We start from the raw sequence: 14,444 nt of genomic DNA, 5'->3' as shown, positions 1-14,444 counted from the left end.
AAACCCCGTCGGCTTGCTAGCGGCCGAGGGCCGCTTCGAGCGGCCCCTTCGGCATGATGACGTCGAACACGATGTCGAAAGTCACGAACATCACGGCGGTAAAGACGAACGCGGTGAGCAGTGACTTCCACAGCGCGATCTTGCCGACCAGGCGCATGAAGCCCGCGATCAGCAGAAAGCTCGCGACATAGAGCCCGAGATACTGCGTGGCGAGGCAGAACAGGAAGGTCGGCACGAACACCGCCATCACCCGGCGAAGCTGGGCGCGGGTGACGAAGGTCTCGGCCGCCTCATGGCGCGAGACGAACGCCGCGCCGAGGCCGTAGAGGCTGGCGGCACCGAGGATGACCGAGAGGTAGAACGGAAAATAGCCGGGTTGCGGGCCGGTCGAGTCCCACGATGCGCCGGTGCGCCAGTTGTCCCACCCCAGTATCACGGCGAGTGCGAGCAGCAGCAGCGACGTGATGACGTCGACGGCACCGCTGCTGACCACCGCGGGCGAGTCGTCCTCGGGCGCGGTCGGATCGTCGACGACGATATCAAGTTCGGTATGAGACATGGATGAGACGGTCTGGGTTGCGAAGGCAACGATTCGGATAGCGTGCTGATACAATCACCGTCAATGCGGCCTTCAGCTAACGCCGGAGCGTTCGGGAAACGCGCTCGCAAGTGCAGCACGGTCCGCCCTGAGCACCCCGCGCTCGGTGATCAATCCCGTCACCAGCCGCGCAGGGGTCACGTCGAAGCCGAAATTGGCCGCCGGCGAGCCGTCCGGAACCACGCGCACGGTCTCGATCCGTCCGTCCGCGGTACGCCCGGTCAGATGCGTGACTTCGCTGGCCGCGCGCTGTTCGATCGGAATCTGCCTGAGACCGTCGTCGATACGAAAGTCGATGGTCGGCGACGGCAGCGCAACATAGAACGGCACGCCGTTGTCGTGCGCGGCGAGCGCCTTCAGATAGGTCCCGATCTTGTTGCAGACGTCGCCATTGGCGGCGACACGGTCGGTTCCGACGATCGCCAGATCGACCATCCGGTGCTGCATCAGATGGCCGCCGGTGTTGTCGGGGATCACGGTGTGCGGCACGCCATGATGCCCGAGCTCCCAGGCGGTGAGCGAGGCACCCTGATTGCGCGGACGCGTCTCGTCGACCCAGACATGAACCGGGATGCCGCGGTCATGGGCCTGGTAGATCGGCGAGGTCGCCGTCCCCCAATCCACCGTTGCAAGCCAGCCGGCATTGCAATGCGTCAGCACGTTGACCGGCTCGCCAGGCTTCTTGTTGGCGGCAATCGCCTCGATCAGGCCGAGCCCGTGGCGGCCGATATCGCGATTGATCGCCACGTCGTCCTCGGCGATCTCGCGGGCGCGGGCATAGGCCGCGTCCGTCCGTGCCGCAGCCGGAAGCGGCGCGAGCGCGCGCTGCATCTCATCGATCGCCCATTTCAGATTGATGGCGGTCGGCCGGGTCGCAGCCAGCATCTTGCCCGCCCGGTCGAGGGCCGAATCGGACGCATCGGCGCGCATCGCCAGCGCAATGCCATAGGCGGCGGTGGCGCCGATCAGCGGCGCGCCGCGGACCAGCATCGAGCGGATCGCCTCGCCCGCCTCTTCGGCCGTGGTGATCCTGGCGACGATGAACTCATGCGGCAGCCGCCGCTGGTCGATCGCGCCGACCGACCAGCCGTCGGGCTCGAGCCAGATGCTGCGGAAATGTTGTCCATCTACTTTCATTTGCCCAACACCCGTCCGGCAACCGCATCAAGCTTGGCGAGAAGCGCGGGATCGCGCGCTACTGGCGCCGTGATCATCGCAGTATCCAGTGCACGGTCCGAGCCGATGGGGCACAGCTCGTGCTCCCTCGGGAAATCCCGCGCCAGACGCGCGACCAGTGCCTTGGCCCTCTCGGCGTTCGAATTCAGCACGCGAATGATATCCTGCACCGTCACGGCATCGTGGCCCGGATGCCAGCAATCGAAATCGGTTACCATCGCCACGCTGGCGTAGCAGATTTCGGCCTCGCGCGCGAGCTTGGCTTCCGGCATGTTGGTCATGCCGATCACCGAATAACCCTGCGCCTTGTAGGTCAGGCTTTCCGCAAGCGAAGAGAATTGCGGTCCCTCCATGCAGAGATAGGTGCCGCCACGCGCAAATGCGATGCCCTCGGCTTCGGCTGCGGCCGCCAGATGCCCCGCGAGACGCGGCGACACCGGATGCGCCATCGACACATGCGCAACGCAGCCTTTGCCGAAGAACGAGCTCTCGCGCTTGTAGGTGCGATCGACGAACTGATCGACCAGCACGAAGGTGCCCGGCGGCAGATCTTCCCTGAACGACCCGCACGCGGACAGCGCGACCAGATCGGTGACCCCCGCCCGCTTCAGGACGTCGATGTTGGCGCGGTAATTGATGTCGGAGGGCGACAGGGCATGCCCCGACCCGTGCCGCGGCAGGAACACGATCGGCAGTCCGGCCATCTCCCCGCGTCGCAGCGCTGCCGACGGCTCGCCCCAGGGGCTCTGGATTGCTTCCTCGCGGACGTTGTCCAGGCCGGGCAGGTCGTAGATGCCGGATCCGCCGATGATCCCGAGAACGGCTTTGGCCATGATCGCTCCTCACAGTTCAGCGACGGCGACGGAGCGTTGACCCAGCCCGATGGGCACGCCGGACGTTCGACCTGACTGCGGCGCAGTAATCACTGTGCGTGCGTCACTTGCAAGGCAATTTCGAAGGCAAGACAATCGGCCCGTGATTCCCGGGCTCGCTACTTCGCGACGAACCCGGCTTCGTTCATCAGCGTGGCGTTCTGCTTGTCGTCATCCTCCAGGAATTGCACCATGTCTTTGCCGGTGAGGAAGATCGGCTTCAGCGCCTGCTTTTCCATGTAATCCTTGTATTCGGGCGTCTGCGTCACTTTCTGGAACAGGTCGACGTAGAACGCCTGCTGCTCTGGCGTGACCTTGCCCGGCAGGAACATCGCGCGCAGCATCAGGTACTGCACGTCGAGCCCCTCCTCCTTGCAGGTCGGGATATCGTTCCACGACTGCGTGTCGGTGACCTTGGTCTTGTAGGAGATGCGCTCCTTGTCGAACACGCAGAGCGCACGAACCTGCCCGGCGCGCCAGACCTCGAGGTTTTCGCTCGGATTGTTGACGTTGGATTCGGTGTGGCCGCCGACCAGTTGCGTGGCAGCCTCGCCGCCGGACTTGTACGGCAGGTAGGAGAATTTTGCGCCGGTCTTCTGCTCCACGAACACGGTCAGCACGTGGTCTTCGCGCTTGGAGCCGGTGCCGCCCATTTTGAACGGCGCGCTCGCCGCCTTGGCGGCCGCGATGAAATCCTTGACCGTCTTGGGACCGGATGCGTTGTCCCACAACACGAACTGGTCGAGCGCGATCACCGACACGGGAGTCAGATCACGCCAGTTGAAAGGTATCTTGGCCGACAATGGCAGCATGTAGATCAGCGAATAAGCGATCAGCACCTTGTTGGGATCGCCCTCGCTGGACTTCATGTACATCAGCGCTTCGGCACCCGACGCGCCGCCCTTCAACGAGACCACCATCGGCTGCTTCATCAGATTGTTCTTCTGGATCGCCGCCTGCATCATGCGCGCCATCTGGTCGGATGCGCCGCCCGCACCGGCCGCGACCACGATCTCGACCGGCTTGGTCGGCTCCCAGGCGAAGGCTGGCGCGCTGAGCAGCATGGCGGCGATGGCAGCCGTGACTTTCACAATCTGTCCCACGTGTTTTCTTCCCTATTGTTTGTTCGGCTGAGCAGAACCTGCAAGACTGGTGCGGTCATTGTGCGGATAATGGATGTGAGTTCAAGCCGCGAACTGCCGCATCCAGCATGACTTTGGAATGAGGCGGGGCGCGTCGAATGCGCCACAACAGCGATGGAGTTAGGACCAGCAATTTCGCCGATCGTCGTCCTGACGAAAGCCAGGGCAACGTTGGAGTCGGGCTTCGATTGTCAAACAGCGCTGTGTCATCGTCAGCGCATGCGGGTGATCCGGTATTCCAGAGGCGCCGGTGCTTGAGCCGCGAGGCCGCAGCTCGCTCCACCGCGTCGTCCCGGCGGAGGCCGAGACCCATACGCCGCGGCTTAGGTTGTGAACGGGACTCGTCGTTCCAGTGGCGCATAACAACATGTATTCGGGGTTATGGGTCCCGGCCTCCGCCGGGACGACGGCGAGGATGTGGCGCCGCCTGTGAGTCATACGTTCGCCTTCTCGCGACATGAATTGTCCGAGCTTTGCATTTCATTCAGCCCTCTCTTTGTAGAGGGCGCAGGGAAAGCCGGGTGCCGATCGCACCCATGGGCCCCGAGCATTGGTAGAAAGCTCGGGGGTAGGACCACAGGTGTAACCGGAGCAAGCCCGGCTTTCCCTGCGCGATGGGTTACGGCTTATACGTGCTCGCCCCGGCGAGACTGGGCTTGGTTGTCACCGCCGTTGCAAGACGCAATTGCATCTTGCAACAGGACACCTGCCACTAGGGCGTCAGGCCTGCACGATTTCGCCGTCCGCCTCATGCGCACTCGTCAGTTGCGCGTGAGGCGTCCACCGCATCCCGACCCAGCACTCGTGACGATCGCGAAGCGCCCCTCAAGCGGGTGAGACGGCGAAATCTATACACCAAATTTCACTTCTTGAAAACCGAAATATTTTTGCATAAGGGGCTTGCGCCGTCGGGCAACTCAGTGCCAAGGGCGATCGTTATTGCGCGCAAGGGCGAATAGCAGCACGCAACTTCGAATGGTAACCCGGGCGTGCCCGGCGCACTCGGCGCCGGCGGGGCCCGGTGGGGCCCAGCTCAGGCCATCTTTGGCTGCCTTTGATCCGGAGCGGATATTTCTGTTACGCTACATTTAGCTCTCAGAAGCCCGACCAGAACGACGAGGGATCACCGGTGCGCACCATGAATCGCGTGCTTCGTTTGATTGTCTTGCTCGGAATATTGTCACCCACGACCTGGACCGTGGCCTTCGGAGAAAGCGCCTCGATCGTATCCATCCCGACTCCGCGCGGCGTCCAGCAACCCTTCATCCTGATCAAACCCGACCATGCGATCGCATCTGTGATCCTGTTTGCCGGCGGGAACGGTATTCTCAGACTGAACAGGGTGCCGCCTCCGCCGGTGGGAGCCCACGATTTCGTATCCGGAAATTTCCTTGTGCGCAGCCGCGAAAAATTCGCCGGGCACGACTTCATGGTGGCAGTCATCGATGTCCCTTCCGACCAGCCGAGGGGGATGAGCCCGTCTTTCCGCGTCAGCAAAGACCATGCGATCGACATAGGCGCGGTTGCCGACTACCTGAAAGGCGAGGCCAATGTCCCGGTGTGGCTGGTCGGCACCAGCGCAGGCAGTTGGTCGGCGGCTCGTGGAGCCATCGGCGCCAGCCGCGACGGCATTGCGGCCGGCTCGATCGATGGCCTGGTGCTGACGTCCACTGTGACCCGCATTGTGCCAGGCTCCGCCTTCGCACGACTTTTCCCTGATATCGCCAGAGATTACCCGGACGGCGTGATCAGCATGGCGCTGTCCGAGATCAGAGTGCCCACGCTCATTGTCTCGCACAGCGAAGATGCCTGCGAGCTTACGCCGGCGGTTGACGCGCCGGCGCTCGCAAAGCGCCTCACGCAGGCCGCCAAGGTAGAGGTCGCTCTGGTCAACGGTGGCGATCCACCGAAGTCCGTCGCATGCGAGGCCTATGCGGCGCACGGCTACTACGGCATCGAGACGCAGGCCGTCGACCGGATCGCCGACTTCATCACGGCCAACAGCAAGCGCAGGCCGTGATGCGTCTTTCGAGTAAATATCCCCCAAGCGTGACTTTAAAGAGGGTAAGCGTGGCGGCCATCTGACCGTTGGCGGTGCAGGCTGCGGCTGGCCTCCATGGATTGGCTGACGCAAAGCGTCATCGCCCGCTCGATCGTGGTAGCTTTTGATCCAGAACGGAACCTCAATGTCGACGGCAAGCGCGCAACGTGGTAATGAAGTATTTCTCGTACGTACGACAAAGCGACGCGAGCTTTGTCAGAGGTCCGCGACAATTCCGCAATCTGGCCGCCAGGCAAGGTTGCGCGTCCAATGCGGATTGTTTGATCGCGGGTGAGCGCGGCTAGCGGTCCATTGCGGCATGCCGCGCGAACGCTTTCTTTGGGGGTCATCATGTCCGAGACCCACGGCAACGGAAGTGAGCACGCTCACCACCACGCTGGTCATCACGTCTGCGCCAATCTCTTCGGTTGCGGCGACGAGAAGGGCACGGGCATTATCCGCGAGGACATCAAGGATGCCGCGTTCGATGATCGTGCCCGCGACGCCCTTCTCCATATGGCCGAGGTCGAACAGGAGACGCTCGACGGCTATTTGTCGGCGCGCGGCCATTGGCGGCGCAAGTTCCTGCAAGCAAGCAGCTTCATGGGCGCGCTCGCCGCGGTCGAGCCGTGGTTCGCGAGGCTGGCGCGGGCGCAGGAGTCCGGCGCAATTCCAAAGCGCCAATCTCATGGTGGAGGCCGCGTGCACGTGGTTCCCTCGACGAAGGAGACGGTGCGGCTCGGCGTGTTCGACGCCAATCTGGCACCTATTCTCACCATCGATTCCGGCGACTTCATCTGCTTTCCGGATACTTGGTCGCATTTCCTCAATGAAATGCAGCCGGGCGTAGCGATCGACACGCTGGCGAAGCTGCGCGTCGATAATCCGGGTAAAGGGCCGCATTCGATCATCGGGCCGATCGCCGTCAACAAGGCTGAGCCGGGCGACGTGTTGGAGATCCGCTACGAACGGATCCGCCCCTATCAATGGGGTGCCGTCTTCAACAATCCCGGCGCGCTGGGAACCGGCCTGCTGCCGCAGGACTATGCTCAAGGCCAGGTGAAGTACGTCGATCTCGACCTGCGCGGCATGAAGGCCGCGTTCCTCCCCAACATCACCATTCCGTTGAAGCCGTTCCAGGGCACCTTGGGCGTTGCGCCGCCCGATGGATTTTTCCCGCCCTTAAGTCCCGGCGTCACCAGTTCGGTGCCGCCTGGGCCGCACGCGGGCAATCTCGATCTCAGCGATTTGTCCGAGGGCTCGACGCTTTACATCCCGGTATGGAAGCCCGGCGCGCTGATCTATACGGGCGATAGCCACGCGGTACAGGGCGACGGTGAGATCTCGCTAACGGCCCTTGAGACACGCATGAAGGAGCTGCGCATCCAGGTTATTCTCCACAAGCAGAAGAACCTGGCCTGGCCGGTCGCCGCGACAGATGCACACTGGATTATCATCGGCCTCGACAAGGACCTGAACGCCGCGATGGTTCTCGCAGCGCGCAACGCCATCAAGTTTCTGGCGACCCGGGCGAAGATCAGCGAGCTCGACGCCTACGCGCTGTGCAGCGTCGCGGTGAGCTTCCGCGTGACCCAGGTGGTGGACATCGTGCGCGGCGTCCACGCGCTGATACCCAAGTCCATCTTCGCGCCCCAACTTAGGCGCGAGATGACGGTGGTGTGAGTGGCGCGCCTGACCCTTCGAGGTGGTGCCCTGGCGCCAAATCCCCGAAGTGGAACCCCAGTGCCGACGTCCCTGGGATTGCCCGATCGGGGGTGTGGTGGTAAGGCGAACTTGGCCGCAAAAGCGAGGTCTAGAACATGCGACTGTCGTCAGGTATCCGGCATCATCTTTGGCGGGCGGCAATGTATGCGATGCCGATCCCGGTCCTCGCCAAGGCGAAAGACTCTGCCTATTGGCAGAAGCATTGGGGCCGAAACCTTCCAACAAAGGAGTTTGAGGGATATGCGGCCTCCACCGAGTTGAAGAGGTGGTTTGCGAAGCAAATGGTGGCTTTAAAGCCCGGCTCCGTCCTCGAACTCGGATGCAATGTAGGGGCCAACCTTCGCGAAATCCACGCGCTGGATCCATCAATCAAGCTCTATGGAATCGAGCTCAACCCGCACGCAATCGAGTGGGGACAGAAGAATGTAGTGCCGGCAGGAACGAGCCTGATTAATGGCTCTATGGCCGACGCATCCTCGCTGATGAGCGAGCCCGTCGATATCGTCTTCACCTCGGCCGCGGCGATGCACTGCGACGACACGATCTTCGGCGCCGCGAAGATGGCGGCCCTCTCGATCGCAACAAAGGCGATCGTCCACCTCGAGTTCAACGCCTGGAGCCCGGCCGATCTTCACAATTGGCGAGCATGGCGCTCCTCATTCATGAGCGATCGCTGGATCCGAGATTATGTTGGTGAGTATCGCGATCAACCGCACGTCGATCGGATCGAAACCATCGCCGTTCCGATGCACGTGAATTTCATGGACAACATCGGACGGGTGATGGTTAGCGACGTCACGGGATGCGTGGTCGCTCACCTCAACCCGCGCATGCAATAACTCGGACATCGCGTGACGTGTAGTTCGAGCTCCGAAGCCGATTAGCTCATCAACTTAGTGGCTGGTATCCGCTTCTTGCCGTCACTTGCATCTATGTTGGACTTTGCGTCCGCTGGAAGCAAAGCAGGCCCAGCTTCGGATTCAAAGCCCGGCTTTCCAAGCGGCGCATCAATGACATCCATCGCGGGAAGTCCCGCAAAATGATACTTGATGAGAATTCCGCGGATGCCGATCGCGCCGCACCGGCCGGGTGCCTTTTCGGAGTTGCGCGCACGCATCCCGCCAATTTGCGCGCCGCCCGGCGAGCTCTTTGAGAACGAGCGACTTCCCTGCCAATCCCATCTCTTGCGCGCCATTGCCCGGCGCGCGGGGCCGCGTGTCCGGAGCCAGACCGATCTCGCAGGCGCTACTTACCCTTCCAGTTTGGCGCGCGCTTGTTGAGGAAGGCGTCCATGCCCTCGCGGAAATCCTCGCTCATATAGGCGCGCAGGATCAGGTCTTCGCCCTCGTCGCGCGACAGCGTGCGGCGGATGCGGCGCACCGCCTCCTTGGTCACCTCGAGCGTGATCGGCGCGTGGCTGGCGACGAGCTTGGCGGTCTCTTCGGCGCGGCGCTGCAACGTCGCTACATCGGGCACGACTTCGTTGAGCAGCCCAAGCGCCAACGCTTCGGGCGCTTCGACCAGGCGTGCCTTGAAGATCAGGTCCTTGGTCCGCGCCGGACCGATCAGCGAGACCAGCCGCGAGATGTTGGACATCGAGAGACAGTTGCCGAGCGTCCGCGCGATCGGAAAGCCGATCCGCGTCGCCTCGGTGCCGATGCGGATATCGCAGCACGCGGCAATGCCGGCGCCCCCGCCGGTGCATGCACCGGCGATCGCCGCGATGACGGGCACGCGGCACTGCTCGAGCGTCCCCAGCACGCGGTCGATCCGGGCCTCGTAATCCAACGCATCCTGCGCCGTCTTGAAGGCACGGAACTGCGAGATGTCGGTGCCTGAGGCGAACGCCTTGTCGCCGGCACCGGTCATGATCAGCGCCTTGATTGAATGGTCCTGGTTGATGCTCTCGCAGATCGCGGCCATCTGCTCGTACATCGCAAAGGTCAGCGCATTGCGGGCCTGCGGCCGATTGAACGTGATACGCGCGATCCCATCCTCGACGGAATAGATCAGGTCTTCGGACGGAGTTGCGGGCGCGTTCATGTCTCGCTCCTTCTGTTCTTTACGGCTTCAATTTCAGGCAACGGCCTTGGACGTTGGCGCTGCCTCGCGTCCCTTGAGGACCTCCATCGCCGCCAGCACGCCGCCAGCGCGATGCGGCACCTTGGCGAGATCGAGGCCCATCTCGACGCCCGCCAGCGTGCCCATCAGCATCAGGTCATTGAAATGACCGATATGCCCGATCCGGAACACCTTGCCTTTGACCTTGTTGAGGCCGGTGCCGAGCGACATGTCGAAATTCTCCAGCACGACCTTGCGGAAATGGTCGGCGTCGTGGCCATCGGGCACGCGCACCGCGGTCAGCGCCGGCGAGTGCGCGCCCTGCTCCTGGCACTGCGTCTCCAGGCCCCAGACCTTGATCGCCGCGCGCGTCGCCTCGCTGTGGCGCTTGTGGCGCGCGAACACGTTCTCGAGGCCCTCCTCCTCCAGCATGTTCACCGCCTCGCGCAGACCGAACAGCAGGTTGGTTGCGGGCGTGTAAGGCCACGTGCCGGCCTTATTGATGTTGATGACCTCCTGCCAATCCCAATAGGAGCGCATTCCCGGATTGGACTTGGCCACCGCCAGCGCCTTTTCCGACACGGCGTTGAAGCCGAGCCCCGGCGGCAGCATCAGGCCCTTCTGGGAGCCGGCGATGGAGACGTCGATGCCCCAGGCGTCGTGCTCATATTCGAGCGAGCCGAGGCCGGAGATGGTGTCGACCATCAACAGCGCCGGGTGCTTGAGGGCGTCCATGATCTTGCGCACGTCGCGCGGATAGGTGACGCAGGCGGTCGAGGTCTCGTTATGGACCATGCAGACCGCCTTGATCTTGTGCGCCTTGTCGGCGGAGAGCCGGGCCTCGATCTGCTCGAGATCGGCGCCATGGCGCCAGTCGCCCGGGATGAAATCGACGTCGAGCTTGAACTTGTCGGCGATGCCGCGCCACAGCACGGCGAACTGCCCGGTCTCGCACATCAGGACCTTGTCGCCCGGCTGCAGCGTGTTGACGATCGCGGCTTCCCAGGCGCCCGTCCCGGACGACGGATAGATGATCACCGGCTGCTTGGTGCGGAACACCCGCTGTATCGCCGAAAGTACGGCAAAGCCGATCTCGGCGAACTCCGGACCGCGGTGATCCATGGTCGGCATATCCATGGCGCGCAGCACCCGATCCGGCACATTGGTCGGTCCCGGAATCTGCAGAAAATGCCTTCCAGTGTGCACGGTCATCGGCGTCCTTCCCGGTCTTGCCTAGGTCTTGGTGAGCCGCTCGCATATCACTATTCGCCGGGTTTGTCCTCTGCCCGGCGAGGGTCAGTCATGCATATCCCGCGGCGCCCCGGCGAAGCATGCGGCCGCTTATTCGGCGGCCACCACCTTTCCCGGCGAGACCAGTTCCCCGGCCTCCTCGAACGGCCGTTCGGGATGCATCAGGAAGGCCGTGAAGCCGCCGAGCAGCAAGAGCCCGATCGACATCAGGAACGGCAAGTACCAGTTTCCGGTGGCGTCGATCACGAAGCCGGCGACCAGCGGCGAGACGATGGCCGCGAGCGCCGAACCGGTGTTCATGATGCCCGCGGCGGTGCCGGAATATTTCGCCGCGATGTCCATCGGGATCGACCACATCGGGCCGATCACCAGCTCCGCACAGAAGAAGCCGGCCGACAGACAAAGCGCGACGACAGTGATGTCGTGAACGAATAGGATCGGCAGCAGCGACAACAGCGCACCGGCAAAGCCGACGATCGTCACGCTGAGTCGCGCCAGGCGCACATTGCCCGAGCGCTCGAGGATGCGATCGGAGATCACGCCGCCGATGCTGTCGCCGACGACGCCGGCGAGGAAGACGCCGGACGCGAACAGCGCCGAGTGTTTCAGATCGAGGCTGTAGTTGTTCTTGAAGAACAACGGCAGCCAGTTGAGGTAGAGCCACAGGCACCAGCCATAGCAGAAGTAGGTCAACGTCACCGGCCACATCCGCTGCAGCAGCGCGCCCCACGGCACCTTTGGCCTCGCGCCTCGCGGGCGCTCCGGCAGCGCCGCGAGCTCGGCGGCGGTGATGGAGCGATGCTCCTTCGGCTCGTTGCGGAAGTACCAGACCCACGCGATGCCCCACAGCAGGCTGACGACACCGAGCACCACGAATGCGCCGCGCCATGTCAGCCAGAGGATCAGCGCGGCTACGACCGGCGGCGTCACGGCGTTGCCGAGCCGGGCGAACGAATGCGTCAGACCTTGCGCGAAGCCGCGCCGGCTCGCCGGCGTCCAGTACTGCATGGCACGCGTCGCGGTCGGGAACGTTGCACCCTCGCCGAATCCCAGCGCGAAGCGCGCGACGAAGAGAGCAAAGAGGCCGTGGACAAAGCCGGTCATGATGGTGGCCGCGGCCCAGATCATGCCGCACCAGAACAGGGTCTGGCGCGGGCCGAATCGATCGCCGACCCAGCCGCCGATCACCTGAAACAGCAGATAGGGATAGGCGAAGGCCGAGAACACCAGGCCGAGCTCGGTGTTGGACAGACCGAGCTCCTTCTGGATGTCGCCGGCCGCGGTGCCAATGTTGACGCGATCGACATAGGTGATGAAGTACATCACGCACAGCATGGCCAGCACGACATGCGTGGCCTTGAAACGAAGCCTCATATCCTCCCCTCCAGATCCGCGATCTTTCTGAATTCGTCGGCGTGCGGGATGCCACCGGTGGTGGTTAGGTGCCGACCACCTTCAGATGCGGCGACGCATTGCGCTGGTCGCGCTGTTCGAGCAGCCTCATCGCGGCCTCGACGCCGCCCGGGCGGTGCGGGACGCCGGCAACCGACAGCCCCATCTCGACGCCGGTGAGTGCGCCAAGCAGGGTCAGTTCATTGCACTCGCCGAGATGACCGATGCGGAATACCTTGCCGGCGACCTTTGACAGACCGGCACCGAGCGACATGTTGAAATTGTCGAGCACGACCTTGCGGAATTGATCGGCGTCGTGGCCGGGCGGCATCAACACCGCGGTCAGCACCGGTGAAAATTCCGACGGCTCCTGGCAGAGCACTTCGAGGCCCCATTGATTGACGGCCGCACGCGTGGCGGCAGCCAGCCGCCGATGCCGCGCGAACACGTTGTCGAGCCCCTCTTGCAGCAGCATCGCAATCGCCTCGCGCAAGCCATAGAGCAGGTTCGTCGCCGGCGTATAGGGGAAGAAGCCCTTGGCGTTCGGCTTCAGCATCTCTTCCCAATCGAAATAGGAGCGCGGCATCCGGTTGGTCCGGGACGCGGCAAGCGCCTTGTCCGAGATCGCGTTGAAGCCGAGGCCCGGCGGCAGCATGAAGCCCTTCTGCGAGCAACTGACGCTGACATCGACCTTCCACTCGTCATGCCGGTAGTCGACCGAGCCCAACGAGGAGATGGTATCGACCATCAACAGTGCTGGATGGTTGGTGCGGTCGATGGCGGCGCGGATGTCCGCGACACGGCTGGTTGCGCCGGTGGAGGTCTCGTTATGCACGACCATCACCGCCTTGATGGCGTGCGCAGTGTCGGCGGCGAGCCTAGCCTCGATCTCGGTGGGGTCGGCGCCTCGCCGCCAATCGCCGGGAACGAAATCGACCTCGATGCCGAAACGGCCGGCCATCTGCCGCCACAACGTGGCGAAGTGGCCGGTCTCGACCATCAGGACCTTGTCGCCCGGTGACAGCGTGTTGACGATCGCCGCCTCCCACGCGCCGGTCCCCGACGATGGGAAAATCACCACCGGGCCGGTGGTCTGGAAGATCTTGCGGCTGCCCTCGAGCACGGTGCGGCCAAGCTCGGCGAACTCGGCGCTCCGGTGGTCGATGACCGGCATATCCATCGCGCGAAGGATGCGATCCGGGACCGGGCTCGGCCCTGGAATCTGTAGAAAATGGCGCCCTTGATGCATGAAGAACCTCCCAATCGCCGTCACTCGGCCCACCGGTAAGGCATTTTGCATTCATTTTTTGTCTTTTCAATCGACTTTTGGTATTCGATTGAGGCCATCGACGCGACCACGCCGGCAAATTATTGTTCAGAATATGAAATCCGCGATTCCCGAAGCCGGAGTTCCGATCACCCAGCCAGCCGCCGGCAACGGCGGCGATCGCCACGAAGCTTCGCTTCACGGCGAGATCCTGCTGCGGCTCCGCGACTATGTGGTCGAAGGCAACATTCCCGAGGGCGCGCGCGTTCCAGAACGACAGCTCTGCGAGATGCTGGGGATTTCCAGGACGCCACTGCGCGAGGCGCTCAAGGTGCTGGCCGCCGAAGGTCTGATCGAACTGCTGCCCAACCGCGGTGCACGGGTGCGCCAGCTCGGCCAACGCGACATCGAGGAGCTGTTCGACGTCATGGCTGGACTGGAGAGCCTTGCCGGGCGATTGGCCTGCGAAGTTATTACAGACGAAGAAATCAGCGCGATCGAACGGCTGCACTACGAGATGTACGGGCATTATCTGCACCGCGACATGCACGGCTATTTCCAGGTCAATCAGCGCATCCACGAGAGCATCGTCGCGGCCGCGCGCAACGAGACCCTGAAAACGACGTACGCCAACTTCGCGGGCCGGATCCGCCGCATTCGCTACGCGGCCAATTTCGCGAGGCAGCGGCAACGCTGGGCGGAAGCGATGCGCGAGCACGAGGCGATCATCGACGCCCTGCGCCGCCGCGCGGCAAGCGAGCTCAGCGACATCCTGTTCCAGCACTTGCGCAACAAGCGAAGCGCCGCGATGGAGCATCTGGCCGAAGGTCAGGACACGAGGCCAGAGACAGCGCGCCAGGGCGGCTAGTCTTGCCCGTTATGAATTCATAATGTAACTCAAAAGCCGCGATAATGCATA

General features: G+C 63.2%; 14 protein-coding genes. 4 read left to right on the top strand and 10 right to left on the bottom strand.

What is annotated here, in order from left to right; all coding sequences use genetic code 11:
* Positions 1 to 16: 16 nt before the first annotated feature.
* The 5 genes from P6U25_RS12200 to P6U25_RS12180 form a co-directional block, all read right to left on the bottom strand.
* Positions 17 to 559: a tripartite tricarboxylate transporter TctB family protein gene (locus tag P6U25_RS12200; protein ID WP_407151413.1), complete on the bottom strand. Its 543-nt coding sequence runs from the start codon at positions 557 to 559 to the stop codon at positions 17 to 19.
* Between the two features lie 72 nt (positions 560 to 631).
* A complete protein-coding gene (gene mtnA / locus P6U25_RS12195) occupies positions 632 to 1,735 on the bottom strand; it encodes an S-methyl-5-thioribose-1-phosphate isomerase (protein ID WP_407151412.1) in 1,104 nt (367 codons plus the stop codon).
* A complete protein-coding gene (locus P6U25_RS12190; RefSeq protein ID WP_407151411.1) occupies positions 1,732 to 2,607 on the bottom strand; it encodes an S-methyl-5'-thioadenosine phosphorylase in 876 nt (291 codons plus the stop codon). The genes mtnA and P6U25_RS12190 overlap by 4 nt, the downstream gene beginning before the upstream one ends.
* Before the next feature lie 158 nt (positions 2,608 to 2,765).
* The gene (locus tag P6U25_RS12185) at positions 2,766 to 3,710 is read right to left on the bottom strand and encodes a Bug family tripartite tricarboxylate transporter substrate binding protein (RefSeq protein ID WP_407152502.1); all 945 of its coding nucleotides are present in this window, start codon (positions 3,708 to 3,710) and stop codon (positions 2,766 to 2,768) included.
* A gap of 1,173 nt (positions 3,711 to 4,883) precedes the next feature.
* Positions 4,884 to 5,021 carry a hypothetical protein gene (locus P6U25_RS12180; protein WP_407151410.1) on the bottom strand — a complete coding sequence of 46 codons (138 nt, stop codon included), beginning with the start codon at positions 5,019 to 5,021 and terminating at the stop codon, positions 4,884 to 4,886.
* Positions 5,022 to 5,085: 64 nt separating this feature from the next.
* Between P6U25_RS12180 and P6U25_RS12175 the strand changes: the two genes are divergently transcribed.
* From P6U25_RS12175 to P6U25_RS12165, 3 genes are all read left to right on the top strand, one after another.
* Positions 5,086 to 5,808, top strand: coding sequence for an alpha/beta hydrolase (locus P6U25_RS12175; protein WP_407151409.1), 723 nt, complete (start codon positions 5,086 to 5,088; stop codon positions 5,806 to 5,808).
* A gap of 372 nt (positions 5,809 to 6,180) precedes the next feature.
* Entirely contained in the window at positions 6,181 to 7,512 is a 1,332-nt protein-coding gene (locus tag P6U25_RS12170; protein ID WP_407151408.1) for an acetamidase/formamidase family protein, read from the top strand.
* A 137-nt stretch (positions 7,513 to 7,649) separates the two neighbouring features.
* Positions 7,650 to 8,393 carry a class I SAM-dependent methyltransferase gene (locus P6U25_RS12165; protein ID WP_407151407.1) on the top strand — a complete coding sequence of 248 codons (744 nt, stop codon included), beginning with the start codon at positions 7,650 to 7,652 and terminating at the stop codon, positions 8,391 to 8,393.
* Between the two features lie 41 nt (positions 8,394 to 8,434).
* Here the strand turns inward: P6U25_RS12165 and P6U25_RS12160 are convergent, their stop codons facing one another.
* The 5 genes from P6U25_RS12160 to P6U25_RS12140 all read right to left on the bottom strand — a co-directional run bounded on the left by P6U25_RS12160 (position 8,435) and on the right by P6U25_RS12140 (position 13,507).
* Entirely contained in the window at positions 8,435 to 8,749 is a 315-nt protein-coding gene (locus tag P6U25_RS12160; protein WP_407151406.1) for a hypothetical protein, read from the bottom strand.
* Between the two features lie 50 nt (positions 8,750 to 8,799).
* Positions 8,800 to 9,597 (bottom strand): enoyl-CoA hydratase/isomerase family protein, encoded by a 798-nt coding sequence (locus tag P6U25_RS12155; protein WP_407151405.1) that lies wholly within the window; start codon positions 9,595 to 9,597, stop codon positions 8,800 to 8,802.
* Positions 9,598 to 9,630: 33 nt separating this feature from the next.
* On the bottom strand, positions 9,631 to 10,827 hold the full coding sequence (locus tag P6U25_RS12150; RefSeq protein WP_407151404.1) for a pyridoxal-phosphate-dependent aminotransferase family protein: 1,197 nt from the start codon (positions 10,825 to 10,827) through the stop codon (positions 9,631 to 9,633).
* Positions 10,828 to 10,956: 129 nt separating this feature from the next.
* Complete coding sequence (locus P6U25_RS12145; protein WP_407151403.1) at positions 10,957 to 12,240, bottom strand: MFS transporter; 1,284 nt, start codon at positions 12,238 to 12,240, stop codon at positions 10,957 to 10,959.
* Positions 12,241 to 12,304: 64 nt separating this feature from the next.
* Complete coding sequence (locus P6U25_RS12140; RefSeq protein WP_407151402.1) at positions 12,305 to 13,507, bottom strand: pyridoxal-phosphate-dependent aminotransferase family protein; 1,203 nt, start codon at positions 13,505 to 13,507, stop codon at positions 12,305 to 12,307.
* A 133-nt stretch (positions 13,508 to 13,640) separates the two neighbouring features.
* On the opposite strand from P6U25_RS12140, the gene P6U25_RS12135 reads away from it, so the two are divergent.
* Positions 13,641 to 14,393, top strand: coding sequence for a GntR family transcriptional regulator (locus P6U25_RS12135; RefSeq protein ID WP_407152501.1), 753 nt, complete (start codon positions 13,641 to 13,643; stop codon positions 14,391 to 14,393).
* The last annotated feature ends 51 nt before the right edge of the window (positions 14,394 to 14,444 follow it).

Source organism: Bradyrhizobium sp. ORS 86 (assembly GCF_045571475.1).
In the GTDB taxonomy this organism is placed as follows: Bacteria; Pseudomonadota; Alphaproteobacteria; order Rhizobiales; family Xanthobacteraceae; genus Bradyrhizobium.
The sequence above is the reverse complement of the archived record's forward strand: the minus strand, read 5'-3'. Positions and strand labels throughout refer to the sequence as shown.